Below are 14,467 nucleotides of genomic sequence, written 5' to 3'. Positions count from 1 at the left end.
TTTAGTTTTTCTGAATAATTTCTGCTAACAATTTTTTTGCACGTAACAGTTTTACTTTTACATTATTCATGGGTTCTTTAAGTTGAAAAGAAATTTCTTTATAACTTAATTCTTGAAAATAACGAAGGTTTATAACTTCCTGATAGTGCGGTTTTAACTTTTTAATATCACGGAGCAATTTTGCTAAATGCTGTTCGGTTATTAATTCATCTTCAGGAGATGGAGATTCATCCAAAATTTGATAAACCGATTTGTCATCATTAGAAATAATTTGAGAAATAGAATGTTTTTCTTTTCTCATTAAATCGATATGAATGTTTTTTGAAATCGTGATTAACCATGTTTTAAACTTGTATTTATCATCAAAAGTTTCAATTCTATCAAATGCTCTAGAAAAGGTTTGAATGGTTATATCTTCCGCATCATTTTCATTTTGAATGCGCTTTAATTGAAATCCGTAAACGGCATCCCAATAAGTATCTAATAAGAAATTAAATGCTTTTTGGTCGTTCGCTTTAGCGCGTTTAATAGCTTCTTCTATTTCCAAAAATTAGGTTTTGATATTAGATTGTTTATAAAGATAGTTAATTGCATTATAATTAGAAAAATTTCTAAAAACGGAAGCCAAATTAAAAGATCGGTTTCATTTAGCTTTTTTGAAGAAAAGCCAATAATTACATATTGAAATATAAGTCTGCATAAAAACAACCCTAAAACATATTGCCAGTTATAAGTTAATGTAAAAAGAAGTATAGATAGAATCCAAAATAAAAAATTAGAACTATAAAATAAAGTTAATATTATTTTGTGTTTAAATTTGTAATGTTTTGCTGTAGAAACATGACGCCTTTTTTGTTTAATCCATTTTTTAAAAGAGGTCTTAGGTATAGATTCTGTAAAGCTTGCTTTTGAAAAAGTAATAGCTGTATTCTTTTTATTAGCGACTTGGTTTATAAATAAATCATCATCACCCGAGCGAACTTTTATATGGTTTATAAAGCCGTTAGCATTGAAAAAAGTTTTTTTTGTGTACGCTAAATTTCGTCCAACGCCCATATAAGGTATACCCGTTTTTGCAAAAGAAAAATATTGAACAGCAGTTACTAAGGTTTCAAACCGAATGAGTTTATTTAAGAATGAATTTTTAATTTTTGAATAAGCTCCGTATCCTAAAACAATAGTTTTGTCATTATTAAAATGCGAACTCATTTCTTTAATCCAATCTTTAGAAACAGGCTTGCAATCGGCATCAGTAAATAAAAGAAATTCGTTTTTAGAAGCCTTTATACCTAGTGTTAAAGCATATTTTTTATTTCCCCAAAACGCTTCAATATTTTTAACATCAACAATTTTAATGTTGGTGTTTTGTTCAGCGAAGTGTTTCATAATTTCAAGTGTATGGTCACTTGAGGCATCATTGATTAAAACAATTTCAAAATTTGAATAATCTTGAGAAATTATAGAGGGTAAAAAGTTTTTTAGATTTTCAGCTTCGTTTTTAGCACAAATAATAACTGAAACAGGTATGTTTTGTAAAGTGCTTTTGTTTTGTTTAAGAAATGCAAATCTCCCGAAGAAAATAAAATAAAATAAGGCTTGAATAAAAACTACAACAATGAAGCTGTAGAAAATAAAATCAAGTATACTCATGAAAAATTATGAGTGTTGAGGTTCATTACAATCACTAAATTGATCTGGTGTTTTTCCGCAAAAACCACAAGCTTCTCCATCTTTGTTTAGCATAGGGTTTTGGCTAGCGCAAGTACCTGCAAATTTGCCGTCTTTTTTTGCCCAAATTTTGATAGCAATACCTGCAATTCCTATAGCTAATAAAACGATTGTAATTAAAAGAAGTTTCATATGTTTATAATTAGTGCTTTTTAAGTGTCACAAGTAACATCCATATTGTCATTCTTCTGTGTGACTAAGTTTTTAGTCTTGGATGTTTAAATTTTAAACAAAGATAATGCTTTTAGTTAAAAGGCAAATTAGTATAGATGGTAGAAATTTACGTGGCCTATTGTTTTTTTTATGTATCTTTTTGGTAATTATTTGTAAATTAATGTTCTAACTAATTAAATTATTTATTTTATGAAAAAATTATTTGCAGAATTTTTCGGAACCTTTTGGCTTGTTTTTGGAGGCTGTGGTAGTGCTGTTTTTGCAGCAGGTTATCCTGAGTTAGGTATTGGATTTGTTGGGGTGGCTTTGGCTTTTGGTCTAACTGTTTTAACTATGGCTTTTGCTGTGGGTCATATTTCTGGAGGTCATTTTAATCCAGCAGTATCTTTAGGACTTTGGGCAGGAGGTAAGTTTGAAGCTAAAGATTTATTGGGTTATATTGTTGCTCAGTTAATAGGAGCTGTAACAGCTGCTGGAGCTTTGTATTTAATAGTGTCTAATAAAGCTGATTTTACCACTATTGGTGGTTTTGCGGCTAATGGTTATGGTGAATTGTCACCAGATGGCTATTCTGTAACAGCAGCACTAATTGCTGAATTTTTATTAACCATGTTTTTCCTATTAATTATATTAGGTAGTACAAATGCAAGAGCTCCTAAAGGATTTGCTCCTATAGCTATTGGTTTAGGTTTAACTTTGATTCATTTAATTAGTATTCCTATAACTAATACCTCTGTTAATCCAGCACGTTCTACAAGTCAAGCTTTGTTTGCAGGTGTAGAATTTATTTCACAGCTTTGGTTATTTTGGTTGGCGCCTATAGCTGGTGCTATTGTAGCAGGGTTTATTCATAAAACTTTATTTGATAAAGAATAAAACAAGTGTAATTATAACATAAAAAAGCCTCATTTTACTAAAATGAGGCTTTTTTGAGTTTGTATCTTTTGTTTTTCTATTGTAAATCTATTTCAGCTACAGTATGGTCTAGTGAGGCAGTAGAATTTCCTCCTTTAGGTTCTATTGTAATATTTAAAGCTAATGCGTTTTCGGTATAAGGGATTGCTTTTAGCTGTCTATCTGTTTCACTTAAAATACCTAAACTAACCATTTTACCTTGTAACTCTGCCCAAATTTGGTAACATTGTTCTTCGGGTAGTTGCGGTAAAGAAACCACATCAATCATAGATGTTTTTTCTTTAGGATTTATATAGGCAACCGTTTTTAAGTTTTTTGCACGATTATTACCTTGCATAATATACTTGTACGTGTTAGGGTCATTAAGCTCTTTAAATTGTTGCATAATGTTGTCTAACTTTTTGTTATTCATTTCAATGTCACTTCTTAAATCAAAAATTTCATCTACAACCACTTGGTTTTCAGTAGATAGTTTTTGATTTTGTGTATAAAATGAGTAAGCAGTGCCAGCAAAAATTAAGGCAGCTACACTTGCAGCTACAGCAAATTTATACCATTTTTTATATTTATATGATGTGTTTAAATTTAAAACTGGCGACTCATCAAGTTCATCTAAAATATTATTTAAAATGCTTTTAGGAGCTTCAACAGCATTACTCTTTGCAACTATTTCTAAGTTGTATTGTAATGTGTTGTATGAATTCTGTACTTCTGGGTATTTTGAAATATAAGACTCAACCATTTCTGTTTCGGCAGAAGTAGTTTCACCTAGTAGATATTTTTCTAATAGGCCAGAATTTAAAAAATTATATATTTTCTCATTCATGACGTTATTTGTTAAGGATTATAAATTTTTTTTAATTCACGTAATCCAATTTTTAATCTCGATTTTATGGTTCCCAATGGAATATCTAATTCATCACTGGCTTCCTGTTGTGTCATACCCTCAAAAAAGAGTGCATTAATTACTATTTGATATTTTTCATCTAGGCTACCTAAATGTTTTTTTATGTCTAAAACATCTTCGTTTAAAGCGTTCGATGTTATTTTATATACGTTTGAAGTTTCTATTTGGATTTCTTTACCGCTTTTGTTTTTTAAAGACCTTGTTTTGTCTATTGCAGTATTGTATGCAATCCTATAAAGCCAGGTAAATAGTTTTGCTTTACTAGCATCATATTTTTTAGCATAGCGCCATATTTTTACAAAACTTTCTTGAAGAACATCTTGTGCAATCTCATCGTCCGTTATTATTTTTTTTATAACACCAAATAATGAGTCGGCGTAGTTTTCATACAATAGTGTTATGGCTTTTTTATCACCACGTTCTAATAAATAAACTATTTCTTTTTCTATAGCTGAAATCAAGGTAATATTGGTTTAGTATATGTTTAATTGTGACACTAGTTATATCAAAGTTAGAAATTTCTTTTTGATTATAAGATATTTACTTCGGCTTCAATAGATATATTAAATAGACGTTTAACAGTTTTTTGTATTAATTTTGAAAGATTTAAAATATCTTCACCTTTGGCATGCCCATAGTTTACAAGGACTAAAGCTTGTTTATTATGCACGCCATAGTCTCCAAAACGCTTGCCTTTAAATCCTGCTTTTTCAATAAGCCAACCTGCAGGAACTTTTACTTCGTTATCAGAAATTGGGTAACTAGGTATGTCTTTAAAATTTTTAGCTAAAATATTAAATTGTGATTTTGAAATTACTGGATTTTTAAAGAAACTTCCACTATTGCCAATGTCTTTAGGGTTGGGTAGTTTACTTTCTCGTATGGCTATTACTGCTTTTGAAACATCTTGAATTGTAGGTGTTTTTATTCCTGTAACTTCAAGTTGAGAAGCAATAGCTCCATAATTAATATTTAATTTGTGATGGCGTTTTGTAAGCTTAAAGGTGACACTAGTTATAATATATTGCCCTTTGGCTTCTTGTTTAAAGATTGAATTTCTATAGCCAAAATTACAATCAGCGTTATTAAAAGATTCTATTTTGCCAGTTTTTAATGATAAGGCTTCACATGAAACAAAATGGTCTTTTAACTCTACGCCATAAGCACCAATATTTTGAATTGGAGCTGTTCCTACGTTTCCAGGAATTAAAGACATATTTTCAAGTCCACCAAAATCATACTTTAAACACCATAAAATAAAATCATGCCAATTTTCGCCTGCATTGGCTTTAATTATGACGAAATCTTCATTTTCAGAAACAATAGAAATGCCTTTTATATTTAGGTGAATAACCAAAGCTTCTTGATTTTTGGTTAGTAGCATATTGCTACCTCCACCTAAAATAAGTTTGTTAGGATAGTCTTTAAGGGTTAAAACTTTTTTTAAATGATCTATACTAGAAACTGAAACAAAATAATCTGCTGTAGCATCAATACCAAAGGTGTTATATGGTTTTAATGATATGTTTTGTTTTATGTGCACTAGTCTTTATAAACTTTAAGGGCTTCTTTTAAAATGTTTACGGCTTTAATTAAGCTTTCTTTGTTAAGTACGTAAGCAATGCGTATTTGGTTTAAACCAATGCCAGGTGTTGAATAAAATCCACCAGCAGGAGCAACCATAACAGTTTCACCATCAACATCAAAGTCCTCTAAAAGCCATTGTGCAAAATTATCAGAATTTTTTATTGGTAATTCTACCATGCAATAAAATGCACCTTTTGGTTTAGCAATTTTTATACCTTCAATTTTTTGTAATTCTGTAATTAAAGTGTCACGTCTTTCAACATATTCAATTATTACATCATCAAAATAACTTTGAGGGGTGTCTAATGCAGCTTCACTAGCAATTTGAGCATATGTAGGCGGACTTAAACGTGCTTGAGCATACTTTAAAACGGTTTGCATAACAATTTTGTTTTTTGATACAAGACATCCAATTCTTGCACCACACATGCTGTAACGTTTAGAAACAGAATCTATTATAATGGTATGTTCTTCTAAATCTTCTAATTCCATTACAGAAAAATGTTTGTTACCATCATAAACGAATTCACGGTATACTTCATCTGCAATTAAAAATAAGTCATGCTTTTTCGCAATAGCACCTAGTTGCTTAATCTCTTCTTCAGAATATAAATACCCTGTTGGGTTTCCAGGGTTACAAATTAGTATAGCTCTGGTTTTTGGTGTAATCAATTTTTCAAATGTTTCAATAGATGGTAATGCAAAATTATCATCAATATTACATATTGCAGGAACTACATTAACTCCTGTAGCTGTTGAAAATGCTATATAATTAGCATAAAAAGGTTCAGAGATAATAACTTCGTCACCTGGATCTATAATGCTACTAAATAAAAACAAAAGGGCTTCACTAGCACCTACAGTAACAATGATATCTTCATGAGAAACATTAATGTTGTGTTTTTTGTAGTAAGCAGTAAGCTTTATTCTGTAGGTTTCAGACCCTTGAGATCTTGAATATGAAAGTATTTCTACATCATTATTTTTTACGGCTTCTAAAGCAATTTCAGGGGTTTTAATATCGGGTTGTCCAATATTTAAATGATAAATAGACTTGCCCTCTTTTACAGCTTGTTCTGCATAAGGTACTAGTTTTCGTATAGGAGATTCAGGCATTAAGTGCCCTTTTTTTGATATAGTTGGCATGCGTTTAATTTAAATGCAAATATTAAAAAATTATCTTAAAGTTTTTTTAAAAAACACTTATAAATGAGAAGACTACTCTAAAGATTCGTAAATTGATAGTATATAAATTGAATATTAAAAAATGAAAAATTTTTTCACTTTCATGTGTTTGGTTTTTTGTTTGAATAATCTGAGTTTTTCACAAGGTAAATTTATAATTCAAAATAAAAAACAATCCGATAAAATTAGTTTCAAACTAATTAATAATTTAATCGTTGTTCCCGTAGAAATTAATGGGGTTTCTTTGTCTTTTTTGTTAGATACGGGTGTTACAAAGCCTCTGATTTTTAATTTTTTGAATGTGTCAGATACTTTAAGATTATACAATACAGAGAAAATATTTATAAGAGGTTTGGGAGAAGGAGATACTGTAGAAGCATTAAAATCTAAGGATAATGTTTTCAAAATAGGAGATGCCATAAAATTAAATCAGGATTTATATGCTATAAATGATTCAAATTTGAGTTTTGCTCCTAGATTAGGTATTCCAATACACGGTATTATTGGTTACGATTTATTTAAAGATTTTGTGGTAGAAATAAATTATTCTAAAAGTTTTATAAGGATTGTAAATCCTGAAAAATATAAGTACAAGACGTGTAAAAAGTGTGAGAAACTTAATTTAGAATTTTATAGAAATAAGCCTTATATAAATGCGAGAATTAAAGTTGATAATAATAAAATTCCCATTAAATTATTAATAGATTCTGGTGGTAGTGACGCGTTATGGTTGTTTGAAGATAATTCTTTAGGAATTAAATCTCGTGATAAATATTTTCATGATTTTTTAGGACATGGTTTAAGTGGGAGTGTTTATGGCAAGCGCTCAAAAATAGAATCTTTTTATTTGAAAAGTTTCGAATTGAAAAATGTAAATGTAGCTTATCCAGATTCAAGTTATACTTTGCATGCAAGAAAAGTAAAAAGTCGTAATGGAAGTTTGTCTGGCGATATATTAAAACGATTTAATCTAATAATTGATTATAAAAAATCTACTATAACATTTAAAAAAAACAGCAATTTCAAAAATAAGTTTAGTTATAATAAAAGCGGTATAGAGTTAGCTCATGATGGCGTAAGGTTAGTAAAAGAAATAGATAATAAAATAAATTCGAGTATGACAAATAGTGCTGAACCTTCAAATAGCACAAAAATTGTTATTGATACTCAATATAAAATTTCTTTAAAACCAGCCTATACTATTGTAGAGTTAAGAAATAATTCGCCAGCACAAAAAGCAGGTTTGAAAATTGGTGATATTATATTAAGTGTTAACGAGAAACAAGCTTTTAATTATTCATTACAACAATTAATGCATTTTTTTTATGCAGAAGCAGGTAAAACCATAAAGTTAAAAGTAGATAGAAATGGCGTTTTTTTAACTTTTAAATTTCAATTAGAAGATGTGTTTAACTAAAAAAGGTCTAAACTCATGTTTAGACCTTTTTATAATTATTTAGTAAATGTTTTATTGTTGAACAATACTTTTATTCTTCTTTTCTATAATACTTGTACTAGTAGAATCAACGACTAAACCTTTAATTTTTAATGCTACCGTAGGGGTATCTGCATTGCTTATTACTGTAATAGTCTTTCTTATAGGGTTTACTCTATTAGTGTCATATTTAACTTGAATTTCTCCAGTTTTGCCTGGTAATATGGGTTCTTTAGACCACTTAGGAATCGTGCAACCACAGCTAGATGTAACTTTAGATATAATTAAAGGTGCTTTACCTGTGTTCGTAAATTCAAAAACACGTTTGCCATCAGAGCCTTTTTCTATAGTTCCGTAATCAATAGTATCAGATTTAAATTCAATTTTGGCGACTTTCTCCTGCGCATTAAGAGAAAAGCTTATTAAGCCAATAAATAAAATTGTAATTAAATGTTTCATATTTTTATAATTTATTGTTTCGTTTTCTAATTTTTCAATGTATAATATTTAATGTTTTTAGCTATTAAATATTAAGTTTTTTATATGCTAATTCATATCAAACATACTTACTTTTTCTACAACACGCAAAAATTTTAGACGTAATGCATGTTTCTTAGCATATTCAAGTCGGTTAAAAGTATGCGTAATTTTTGTTTATCTTCTTCATTTAATTGTTAAAATTTCAAATTATAATGTTTATTAAAAACAAAATTTTTAGTAATGCTCATTTCACAACAAAAGAAATATAAGTACTTTTGCACATCAATATTCAAAAACTATTCCAAAGCATGCAAATTCCATCAAAGTATGATGCAAATCAGGTAGAAAGTAAATGGTATAACTACTGGATGAAACATAATTATTTTCATTCCACACCAGATGAAAGAGAGCCATATACTATTGTTATACCACCACCAAATGTAACAGGAGTGTTGCATATGGGGCATATGCTTAATAATACGATTCAAGATGTATTAATTCGTCGTGCGCGTTTGCAAGGAAAAAATGCGTGTTGGGTACCAGGTACAGATCATGCATCTATTGCTACAGAAGCTAAAGTTGTTGCTAAGTTAAAAGAGCAGGGTATTGATAAAAACGATTTAACGCGCGATGAGTTTTTGAAACACGCTTGGGACTGGACACACGATTATGGTGGTGTAATTTTAGAGCAATTAAAAAAGCTAGGATGTTCATGTGATTGGGATAGAACCAAATTTACTATGGACGACGATATGTCTGAAGCTGTTATTAAGGTATTTGTAGATTTACATAACAAGGGGTTGATTTATCGTGGTTACCGTATGGTAAACTGGGATCCAGAGGCTAAAACAACCTTGTCTGATGAAGAAGTGATTTACGAAGAAAAGCAAGGTTTACTATATTATTTAAATTATAAGATTGAAGGTAGTGATGATACTCTAACGATTGCAACTACGCGTCCTGAAACCATTTTTGGTGATACTGCTATTTGTATCAATCCTAACGATGAGCGTTTTGAACACTTACGTGGAAAAAAAGCCATTGTGCCAATTTGTAATCGCGTGATTCCTATTATTGAAGATGAATATGTTGATGTTGAGTTTGGTACAGGTTGTTTAAAAGTTACGCCTGCACATGATGAAAATGATAAGAGTTTAGGTGATAAGCACGGTTTAGAAGTTGTTGATATTTTTAATGAAGATGCTAGTTTAAATAGCTTCGGAATGCATTACGAAGGTCAAGATCGTTTTGTGGCAAGAAAAGAAGTCGCTAAAGAATTAGAAGAAACAGGTGTTTTAGTTAAAACTGAAACACATATTAATAAAGTTGGAACTTCTGAAAGAACTAAAGCTGTTATTGAGCCACGTTTAAGCGATCAGTGGTTTTTAAAAATGGAAGAGTTAGTTAAGCCTGCTATTAAAGCGGTTTTAGGCGAAGATGCCGAAATTAAATTATTTCCAAAGAAGTTTGAAAATACCTATCGCCATTGGATGGAAAATATTCGTGATTGGAATATTTCGCGTCAACTCCTTTGGGGACAACAAATTCCTGCATACTTCTATGGCGATGGAAAAGAAGATTTTGTTGTTGCAGAAAATATTGAAGATGCTGTAATAAAAGCAAGAGTGGCGGCTAACAACCAAGAGTTAACAGCCAATAGCTTACGTCAGGATACTGATGCTCTAGATACTTGGTTTTCATCATGGTTATGGCCAATGAGTGTGTTTGATGGTATTCGTAATCCGGAAAACGAAGACATAAAATATTACTATCCAACAAACGATTTGGTTACAGGACCAGATATTCTTTTCTTTTGGGTAGCCCGTATGATTATTGCAGGTTACGAATATAAAGATGAAAAACCGTTTAATAACGTGTATTTAACAGGTTTGGTTCGCGATAAGCAACGTCGCAAAATGAGTAAAAGTTTAGGAAACTCTCCTGATGCATTAAAACTTATTGAAGAATATAGTGCCGATGGCGTTCGTGTTGGTTTATTATTAAGTTCTGCTGCTGGAAACGATTTAATGTTTGATGAGGCGCTTTGCCAACAAGGAAAAGGTTTTGGAAATAAAATCTGGAATGCTTTTAGATTGATTCAAGGATGGGAAATTGATGACACTATCCCACAACCAGAAACTTCAAAAGTAGGTTTAGAATGGTATGAAGCTAAGTTCCAAAAAGCCTTAGTAGACATTGAAGATCATTTTAGTAAATATAGATTGAGTGATGCTTTAATGGCTATTTACAAGTTAATCATGGACGATTTTTCATCATGGTTATTAGAAATTATTAAGCCAGCATATCAAAAACCAATTGATACTATAACGTATAAATCGGTAATTGAAGCTTTCGAGAATAATCTTAAAGTGTTACATCCGTTTATGCCCTTTTTATCTGAAGATATCTGGCAATATATTTCTGAAAGAACACCAGATGAAGCATTAATTGTTGCCAAATGGCCAGAAGCTAAAGCTATAAATGAAACCTTGATTACTGAATTTGAATTTGCTTCGGAAGTTATTTCAGGCATTAGAAACATTCGTAAACAAAAGAATATTGCGTTTAAAGATGCTATTGGTTTTTCGTTAATAAACAATGAAAAAACGAATACCACTTTCAATGGTGTTATTGCTAAATTAGGAAACCTTGAAAGTATAGAAGATACTTCGGAAGCTATTGAAGGCGCTTTAACTTTTAGAGTAAAATCTAACGAGTATTTTATTCCTATGGTTGGCGCTATTGATGTGGAGGCTGAAATTATAAAATTAACGGAAGAGTTAAACTATACTGAAGGTTTTTTAAAATCGGTACAAAAAAAATTATCTAACGAACGTTTCGTGGCTGGAGCTCCTGAGCAAGTAGTTGCTTCTGAAAAGAAAAAAGAAGCAGATGCTTTAGCCAAGATTGAAACTTTGAAAACTAGTTTAGCTAGTTTAGGGTAGTTTCGTTTAACGTAGGTATAAAGCAAGTAGGGCGCCAATACCTCTGTATTTTCGTCTTGCAATTAGCCAAGCTAAGATTTTTATCTTTATTTTTATCTAAATATCAAAATTTTAGCTTGGCGCTTTTTCAGATGACCACTACACTATCGAATTCCACTGAATGCCCTATTTGCTTTATACATTTGTTGTGCTTTCGTTCTCTGTTATAATGTACTATTTTAAAGTATCGAGCAATTTTTCGTATTCATCAATTTGATTTTGAATTTTTACTTTATCTCCAACAATGACAAGTGTCATATCCTTGGATCGCAGGTATTTTTTTGCCATGTTTTGAATATCCTTGGGAGTAAGCGAGTAAATTTCTTTTACTCTGTTCACCAAATAATCATCTTCAAGGTCATGAACATCTAAAAATACTAACTGTTCAATAATACCATTCGGTATTGAGTTACGTAATACAAATAATCCAGCTTCATAATTTTTGATACCATCAAGTTCTTTTTCGGAAGGAGCCTCATTTCGAAGACGTTCTATCTCCTTTGAAATCTCCTGCAAAGATGGACCGGTAAATTCTGTGGTTACATCGGCTTGTTCATACCAAATGGACGATTTATATTTTGCAGAAACTCGACTTCTCGGTGAATAAGTATAACCTTTATCTTCACGAATATTACTAGTTATTCTAGAACCAAATGAGCCTCCCAAAAGAGAATTCATCACGTCAACTGCGATGTAATCAGGATTGGACGGATCTGCCACAGGAAGCCCGACGAGCAGAGTCGATTGTGGGGCTCCAGGTCTATCTATTAAAGTTATTTCACCTTGCGTTACGGGTTCTCCAATACTATACTCGGATTCCAGCCCCTCTTTCCAATTAGTAAGCGCACCTACAGCCGCTTTCTTTGCCTTTTCAATATCAAATTTTCCTGCGATATAAATAGTTGTACATTTTCCACCAAAATTTTTGCCGTAGAATTCTTTAACATCATCTAAGGTATAGCTGTCTATCATTTCTTCAGTGGGAAAATATCTTCCATACGGATGATTTGGATATAATTGCTTGAAAAATTCCTGAGTCGCCAATGAACCGGGTTTTGTCAATTCAACACTTAAATTACGTTTCATGTCATTTTTCAATCTAACCATTTCAGATTCTGGAAACGCAGGATTGATAAGCACATCAACCATTAAAGCGATTGCATCCGGCACGAATTCGTACAAAACAGAGGATTGTATATTCGTATTATGAGGGGTTACAAATATATTTAGGTCGCCACCCATATTTGCCATTTTGTCTGCAATATCTTTGGCGCTCATAGATATACTTCCCTCTTGCATCAAATTACTTACTAAATTTGACATCCAAATCTTATCTATTTCTTCGTGAATATTACCTGTACTAACTGTAATTCGAACGGATGCCTTTGGAATACCACCATACGGTATCATTACTAATTTCACTCCATTTTCAAGTTGGAGCTCTTCTCTTTGTGGTAATAAGAAATTTTTTGGTTCAGAACCTGATGGGGGTGTCTCCTTTTCTTGACCAAAGCTAATACTGATTATTGCCAGACAAATTACAAATATTACTATAGTATTTTTCATGAGTATTATTTTTATAGTTTGGTTGAAGAAACTTGTGAGCTACCTAAAGGATTTACTGTTAGGATAGTTCGATTTGATTTTCTCAAAAATTCTTTTACCGTTTTATTCATTATTTTTGGAGTTATTTGTTTGAACTCTTTTTCGATTTGGTTAATCCGTGCTGGGTCGTTATCAAAAAGAGCAAAACTACAAAGTAAATCCGCTCGTCCCATACCAAAGTAATTACCTAAATCATCATATAGTTCAGATCTAATTTTAACGATTGCATTATCTATCATTTCCTGATTGACTCCTTTTTCAACTTCAGCAAGTACCTGATCAATTGAGTATATTAGAGAGTCCTCCGAAGTTGTAGCGTCGTAAGTACAATTAAACATCCATACCATTGGTCCATTATAATTAAACATGTTACCCAGATAGTTAATCCCTCCGTTAACATTAGAGGTGTAACCGTTCTCTTTAACTAGCTTTTGGGTCAAAAGGCTGTTATTTCCTTGTACTAGTATCTGATCCAATAACCCCATTGCATAATACTCAGGCGTATTTCTCTCTGGCATCTTGTAGGCTACAGCCGTTGCTGGTTTTGTAGCAAGAGAGTCATCTTTAGTAAACTTCTTCTCAATCTCTTGACGAGGTTCGGATATATCGGGTCGTTTGGGAAGATCTACACTAGGTATCCCTCCAAAATATTTATTGATCCATTCTTTTGCCTCTTCAGTTTCAAAATCACCGACAATTGATAATGCCGCGTTGTTGGGAGAATAGTAAGTAGAAAAGAAACTTTGAACATCTTCCAAATTAGCAGAATCCAAATCTTCTAAATCACCATAAAAATTGTGGGCATTATACCAGTTTTCGTTGGCATACTGAGGCATGTCCAACCAGGGGAAACCACCGTAAGGTTTATTAAGAACATTTACTTTTACTTCGTTCTTCACGACTCCTTGCTGATTGGCAAGGTTGTCCTGTGTAATAGCTAACCCCTTCATTCGATCCGCTTCAGCCCATAGTATCGTTTCAAGTTTATGAGAGGGTACAATTTCAAAGTAATTCGTGAAATCAAATCTGGTTGAGCCGTTGAGGACACCTCCATTTTGTTGGATGAGTTTTACAAACTCCATTTTTCCGAGATTCCGGGACCCCTGAAACATCATATGTTCGAATAAATGAGCGAAACCCGTTCTGTCTTTCGGCTCTATCCTAAACCCTATGTTATAATATACTGCAATCACAATGGTGGGGGCCGTTTTATCTTGTGATAGAATTACCTTAAGGCCATTCTCAAGCGTATAATAGTCCACTGGAACTTTAAAAGAACCAGATTCATTTTCCTTAGCTATCTTTGAACAACTGAGTAGAAACAGTAATCCCAATAGAAATACCTGAATTTTGATTTTCATAATAATGTAAGCTTTAGTGATATAAAAATTATTCTTTCGGTCATAATGAAGCACAACGACTTGATATGAAATCGTTTAATATCTAATGTTAAACGAAGTTAGCTAA

The 14,467-nt window shown here is 31.7% G+C and carries 13 protein-coding genes; 3 read left to right on the top strand and 10 right to left on the bottom strand.

The window, feature by feature from the left end:
• Position 1: 1 nt before the first annotated feature.
• Genes RHP49_03270 through RHP49_03260 form a run of 3 tightly spaced genes read right to left on the bottom strand, consistent with a single transcriptional unit; the run spans position 2 to position 1,860 of the window.
• Complete coding sequence (locus tag RHP49_03270) at positions 2-547, bottom strand: sigma-70 family RNA polymerase sigma factor (protein WNH13283.1); 546 nt, start codon at positions 545-547, stop codon at positions 2-4.
• On the bottom strand, positions 538-1,650 hold the full coding sequence (locus RHP49_03265) for a glycosyltransferase (GenBank protein WNH13282.1): 1,113 nt from the start codon (positions 1,648-1,650) through the stop codon (positions 538-540). The genes RHP49_03270 and RHP49_03265 overlap by 10 nt, the downstream gene beginning before the upstream one ends.
• Positions 1,651-1,656: 6 nt before the next feature.
• Positions 1,657-1,860, bottom strand: a complete 204-nt coding sequence (locus RHP49_03260; GenBank protein WNH13281.1) for a membrane or secreted protein — start codon at positions 1,858-1,860, stop codon at positions 1,657-1,659.
• Between the two features lie 231 nt (positions 1,861-2,091).
• On the opposite strand from RHP49_03260, the gene aqpZ reads away from it, so the two are divergent.
• Positions 2,092-2,778, top strand: coding sequence for an aquaporin Z (gene aqpZ, locus RHP49_03255; GenBank protein ID WNH13280.1), 687 nt, complete (start codon positions 2,092-2,094; stop codon positions 2,776-2,778).
• 76 nt (positions 2,779-2,854) lie between these two features.
• Here aqpZ and RHP49_03250 read toward each other — a convergent pair whose 3' ends face one another.
• The 4 genes from RHP49_03250 to RHP49_03235 form a co-directional block, all read right to left on the bottom strand.
• Positions 2,855-3,643: an anti-sigma factor gene (locus RHP49_03250; GenBank protein WNH13279.1), complete on the bottom strand. Its 789-nt coding sequence runs from the start codon at positions 3,641-3,643 to the stop codon at positions 2,855-2,857.
• A gap of 11 nt (positions 3,644-3,654) precedes the next feature.
• Positions 3,655-4,185 (bottom strand): RNA polymerase sigma factor, encoded by a 531-nt coding sequence (locus RHP49_03245; protein ID WNH13278.1) that lies wholly within the window; start codon positions 4,183-4,185, stop codon positions 3,655-3,657.
• 68 nt (positions 4,186-4,253) lie between these two features.
• Positions 4,254-5,267, bottom strand: coding sequence for a UDP-N-acetylmuramate dehydrogenase (gene murB, locus RHP49_03240; protein WNH13277.1), 1,014 nt, complete (start codon positions 5,265-5,267; stop codon positions 4,254-4,256).
• Positions 5,267-6,457, bottom strand: coding sequence for a pyridoxal phosphate-dependent aminotransferase (locus tag RHP49_03235; protein WNH13276.1), 1,191 nt, complete (start codon positions 6,455-6,457; stop codon positions 5,267-5,269). Before RHP49_03235 ends, murB begins: the two co-directional genes overlap by 1 nt.
• 121 nt (positions 6,458-6,578) lie before the next feature.
• Between RHP49_03235 and RHP49_03230 the strand changes: the two genes are divergently transcribed.
• Positions 6,579-7,913 carry an aspartyl protease family protein gene (locus RHP49_03230; GenBank protein ID WNH13275.1) on the top strand — a complete coding sequence of 445 codons (1,335 nt, stop codon included), beginning with the start codon at positions 6,579-6,581 and terminating at the stop codon, positions 7,911-7,913.
• Between the two features lie 51 nt (positions 7,914-7,964).
• On the opposite strand, the gene RHP49_03225 is transcribed toward RHP49_03230, so the two are convergent.
• On the bottom strand, positions 7,965-8,390 hold the full coding sequence (locus RHP49_03225; GenBank protein ID WNH13274.1) for a DUF1573 domain-containing protein: 426 nt from the start codon (positions 8,388-8,390) through the stop codon (positions 7,965-7,967).
• A 329-nt stretch (positions 8,391-8,719) separates the two neighbouring features.
• Here RHP49_03225 and RHP49_03220 point away from each other — a divergent pair, with 329 nt between their 5' ends.
• Positions 8,720-11,356 carry a valine--tRNA ligase gene (locus tag RHP49_03220; GenBank protein ID WNH13273.1) on the top strand — a complete coding sequence of 879 codons (2,637 nt, stop codon included), beginning with the start codon at positions 8,720-8,722 and terminating at the stop codon, positions 11,354-11,356.
• A 213-nt stretch (positions 11,357-11,569) separates the two neighbouring features.
• Here RHP49_03220 and RHP49_03215 read toward each other — a convergent pair whose 3' ends face one another.
• A complete protein-coding gene (locus RHP49_03215; GenBank protein WNH13272.1) occupies positions 11,570-12,961 on the bottom strand; it encodes a pitrilysin family protein in 1,392 nt (463 codons plus the stop codon).
• Between the two features lie 11 nt (positions 12,962-12,972).
• Complete coding sequence (locus RHP49_03210; GenBank protein ID WNH13271.1) at positions 12,973-14,361, bottom strand: pitrilysin family protein; 1,389 nt, start codon at positions 14,359-14,361, stop codon at positions 12,973-12,975.
• Between the last annotated feature and the right edge of the window lie 106 nt (positions 14,362-14,467).

It is taken from the genome of Flavobacteriaceae bacterium HL-DH10 (assembly GCA_031826515.1).
Taxonomy (GTDB): domain Bacteria; phylum Bacteroidota; class Bacteroidia; order Flavobacteriales; family Flavobacteriaceae; genus Thalassobellus; species Thalassobellus suaedae.
The sequence above is the reverse complement of the archived record's forward strand: the minus strand, read 5'-3'. Positions and strand labels throughout refer to the sequence as shown.

What these genes read in the sequence shown, in the direction of transcription:
- RHP49_03265 (WNH13282.1), bottom strand. Translation starts at nt 1,650, where the DNA reads ATGAGTATACTTGATTTTATTTTCTACAGCTTCATTGTTGTAGTTTTT.
- RHP49_03260 (WNH13281.1), bottom strand. Translation starts at nt 1,860, where the DNA reads ATGAAACTTCTTTTAATTACAATCGTTTTATTAGCTATAGGAATTGCA.
- aqpZ (WNH13280.1), top strand. Translation starts at nt 2,092, where the DNA reads ATGAAAAAATTATTTGCAGAATTTTTCGGAACCTTTTGGCTTGTTTTT.
- RHP49_03250 (WNH13279.1), bottom strand. Translation starts at nt 3,643, where the DNA reads ATGAATGAGAAAATATATAATTTTTTAAATTCTGGCCTATTAGAAAAA.
- RHP49_03235 (WNH13276.1), bottom strand. Translation starts at nt 6,457, where the DNA reads ATGCCAACTATATCAAAAAAAGGGCACTTAATGCCTGAATCTCCTATA.
- RHP49_03230 (WNH13275.1), top strand. Translation starts at nt 6,579, where the DNA reads ATGAAAAATTTTTTCACTTTCATGTGTTTGGTTTTTTGTTTGAATAAT.
- RHP49_03225 (WNH13274.1), bottom strand. Translation starts at nt 8,390, where the DNA reads ATGAAACATTTAATTACAATTTTATTTATTGGCTTAATAAGCTTTTCT.
- RHP49_03220 (WNH13273.1), top strand. Translation starts at nt 8,720, where the DNA reads ATGCAAATTCCATCAAAGTATGATGCAAATCAGGTAGAAAGTAAATGG.
- RHP49_03215 (WNH13272.1), bottom strand. Translation starts at nt 12,961, where the DNA reads ATGAAAAATACTATAGTAATATTTGTAATTTGTCTGGCAATAATCAGT.
- RHP49_03210 (WNH13271.1), bottom strand. Translation starts at nt 14,361, where the DNA reads ATGAAAATCAAAATTCAGGTATTTCTATTGGGATTACTGTTTCTACTC.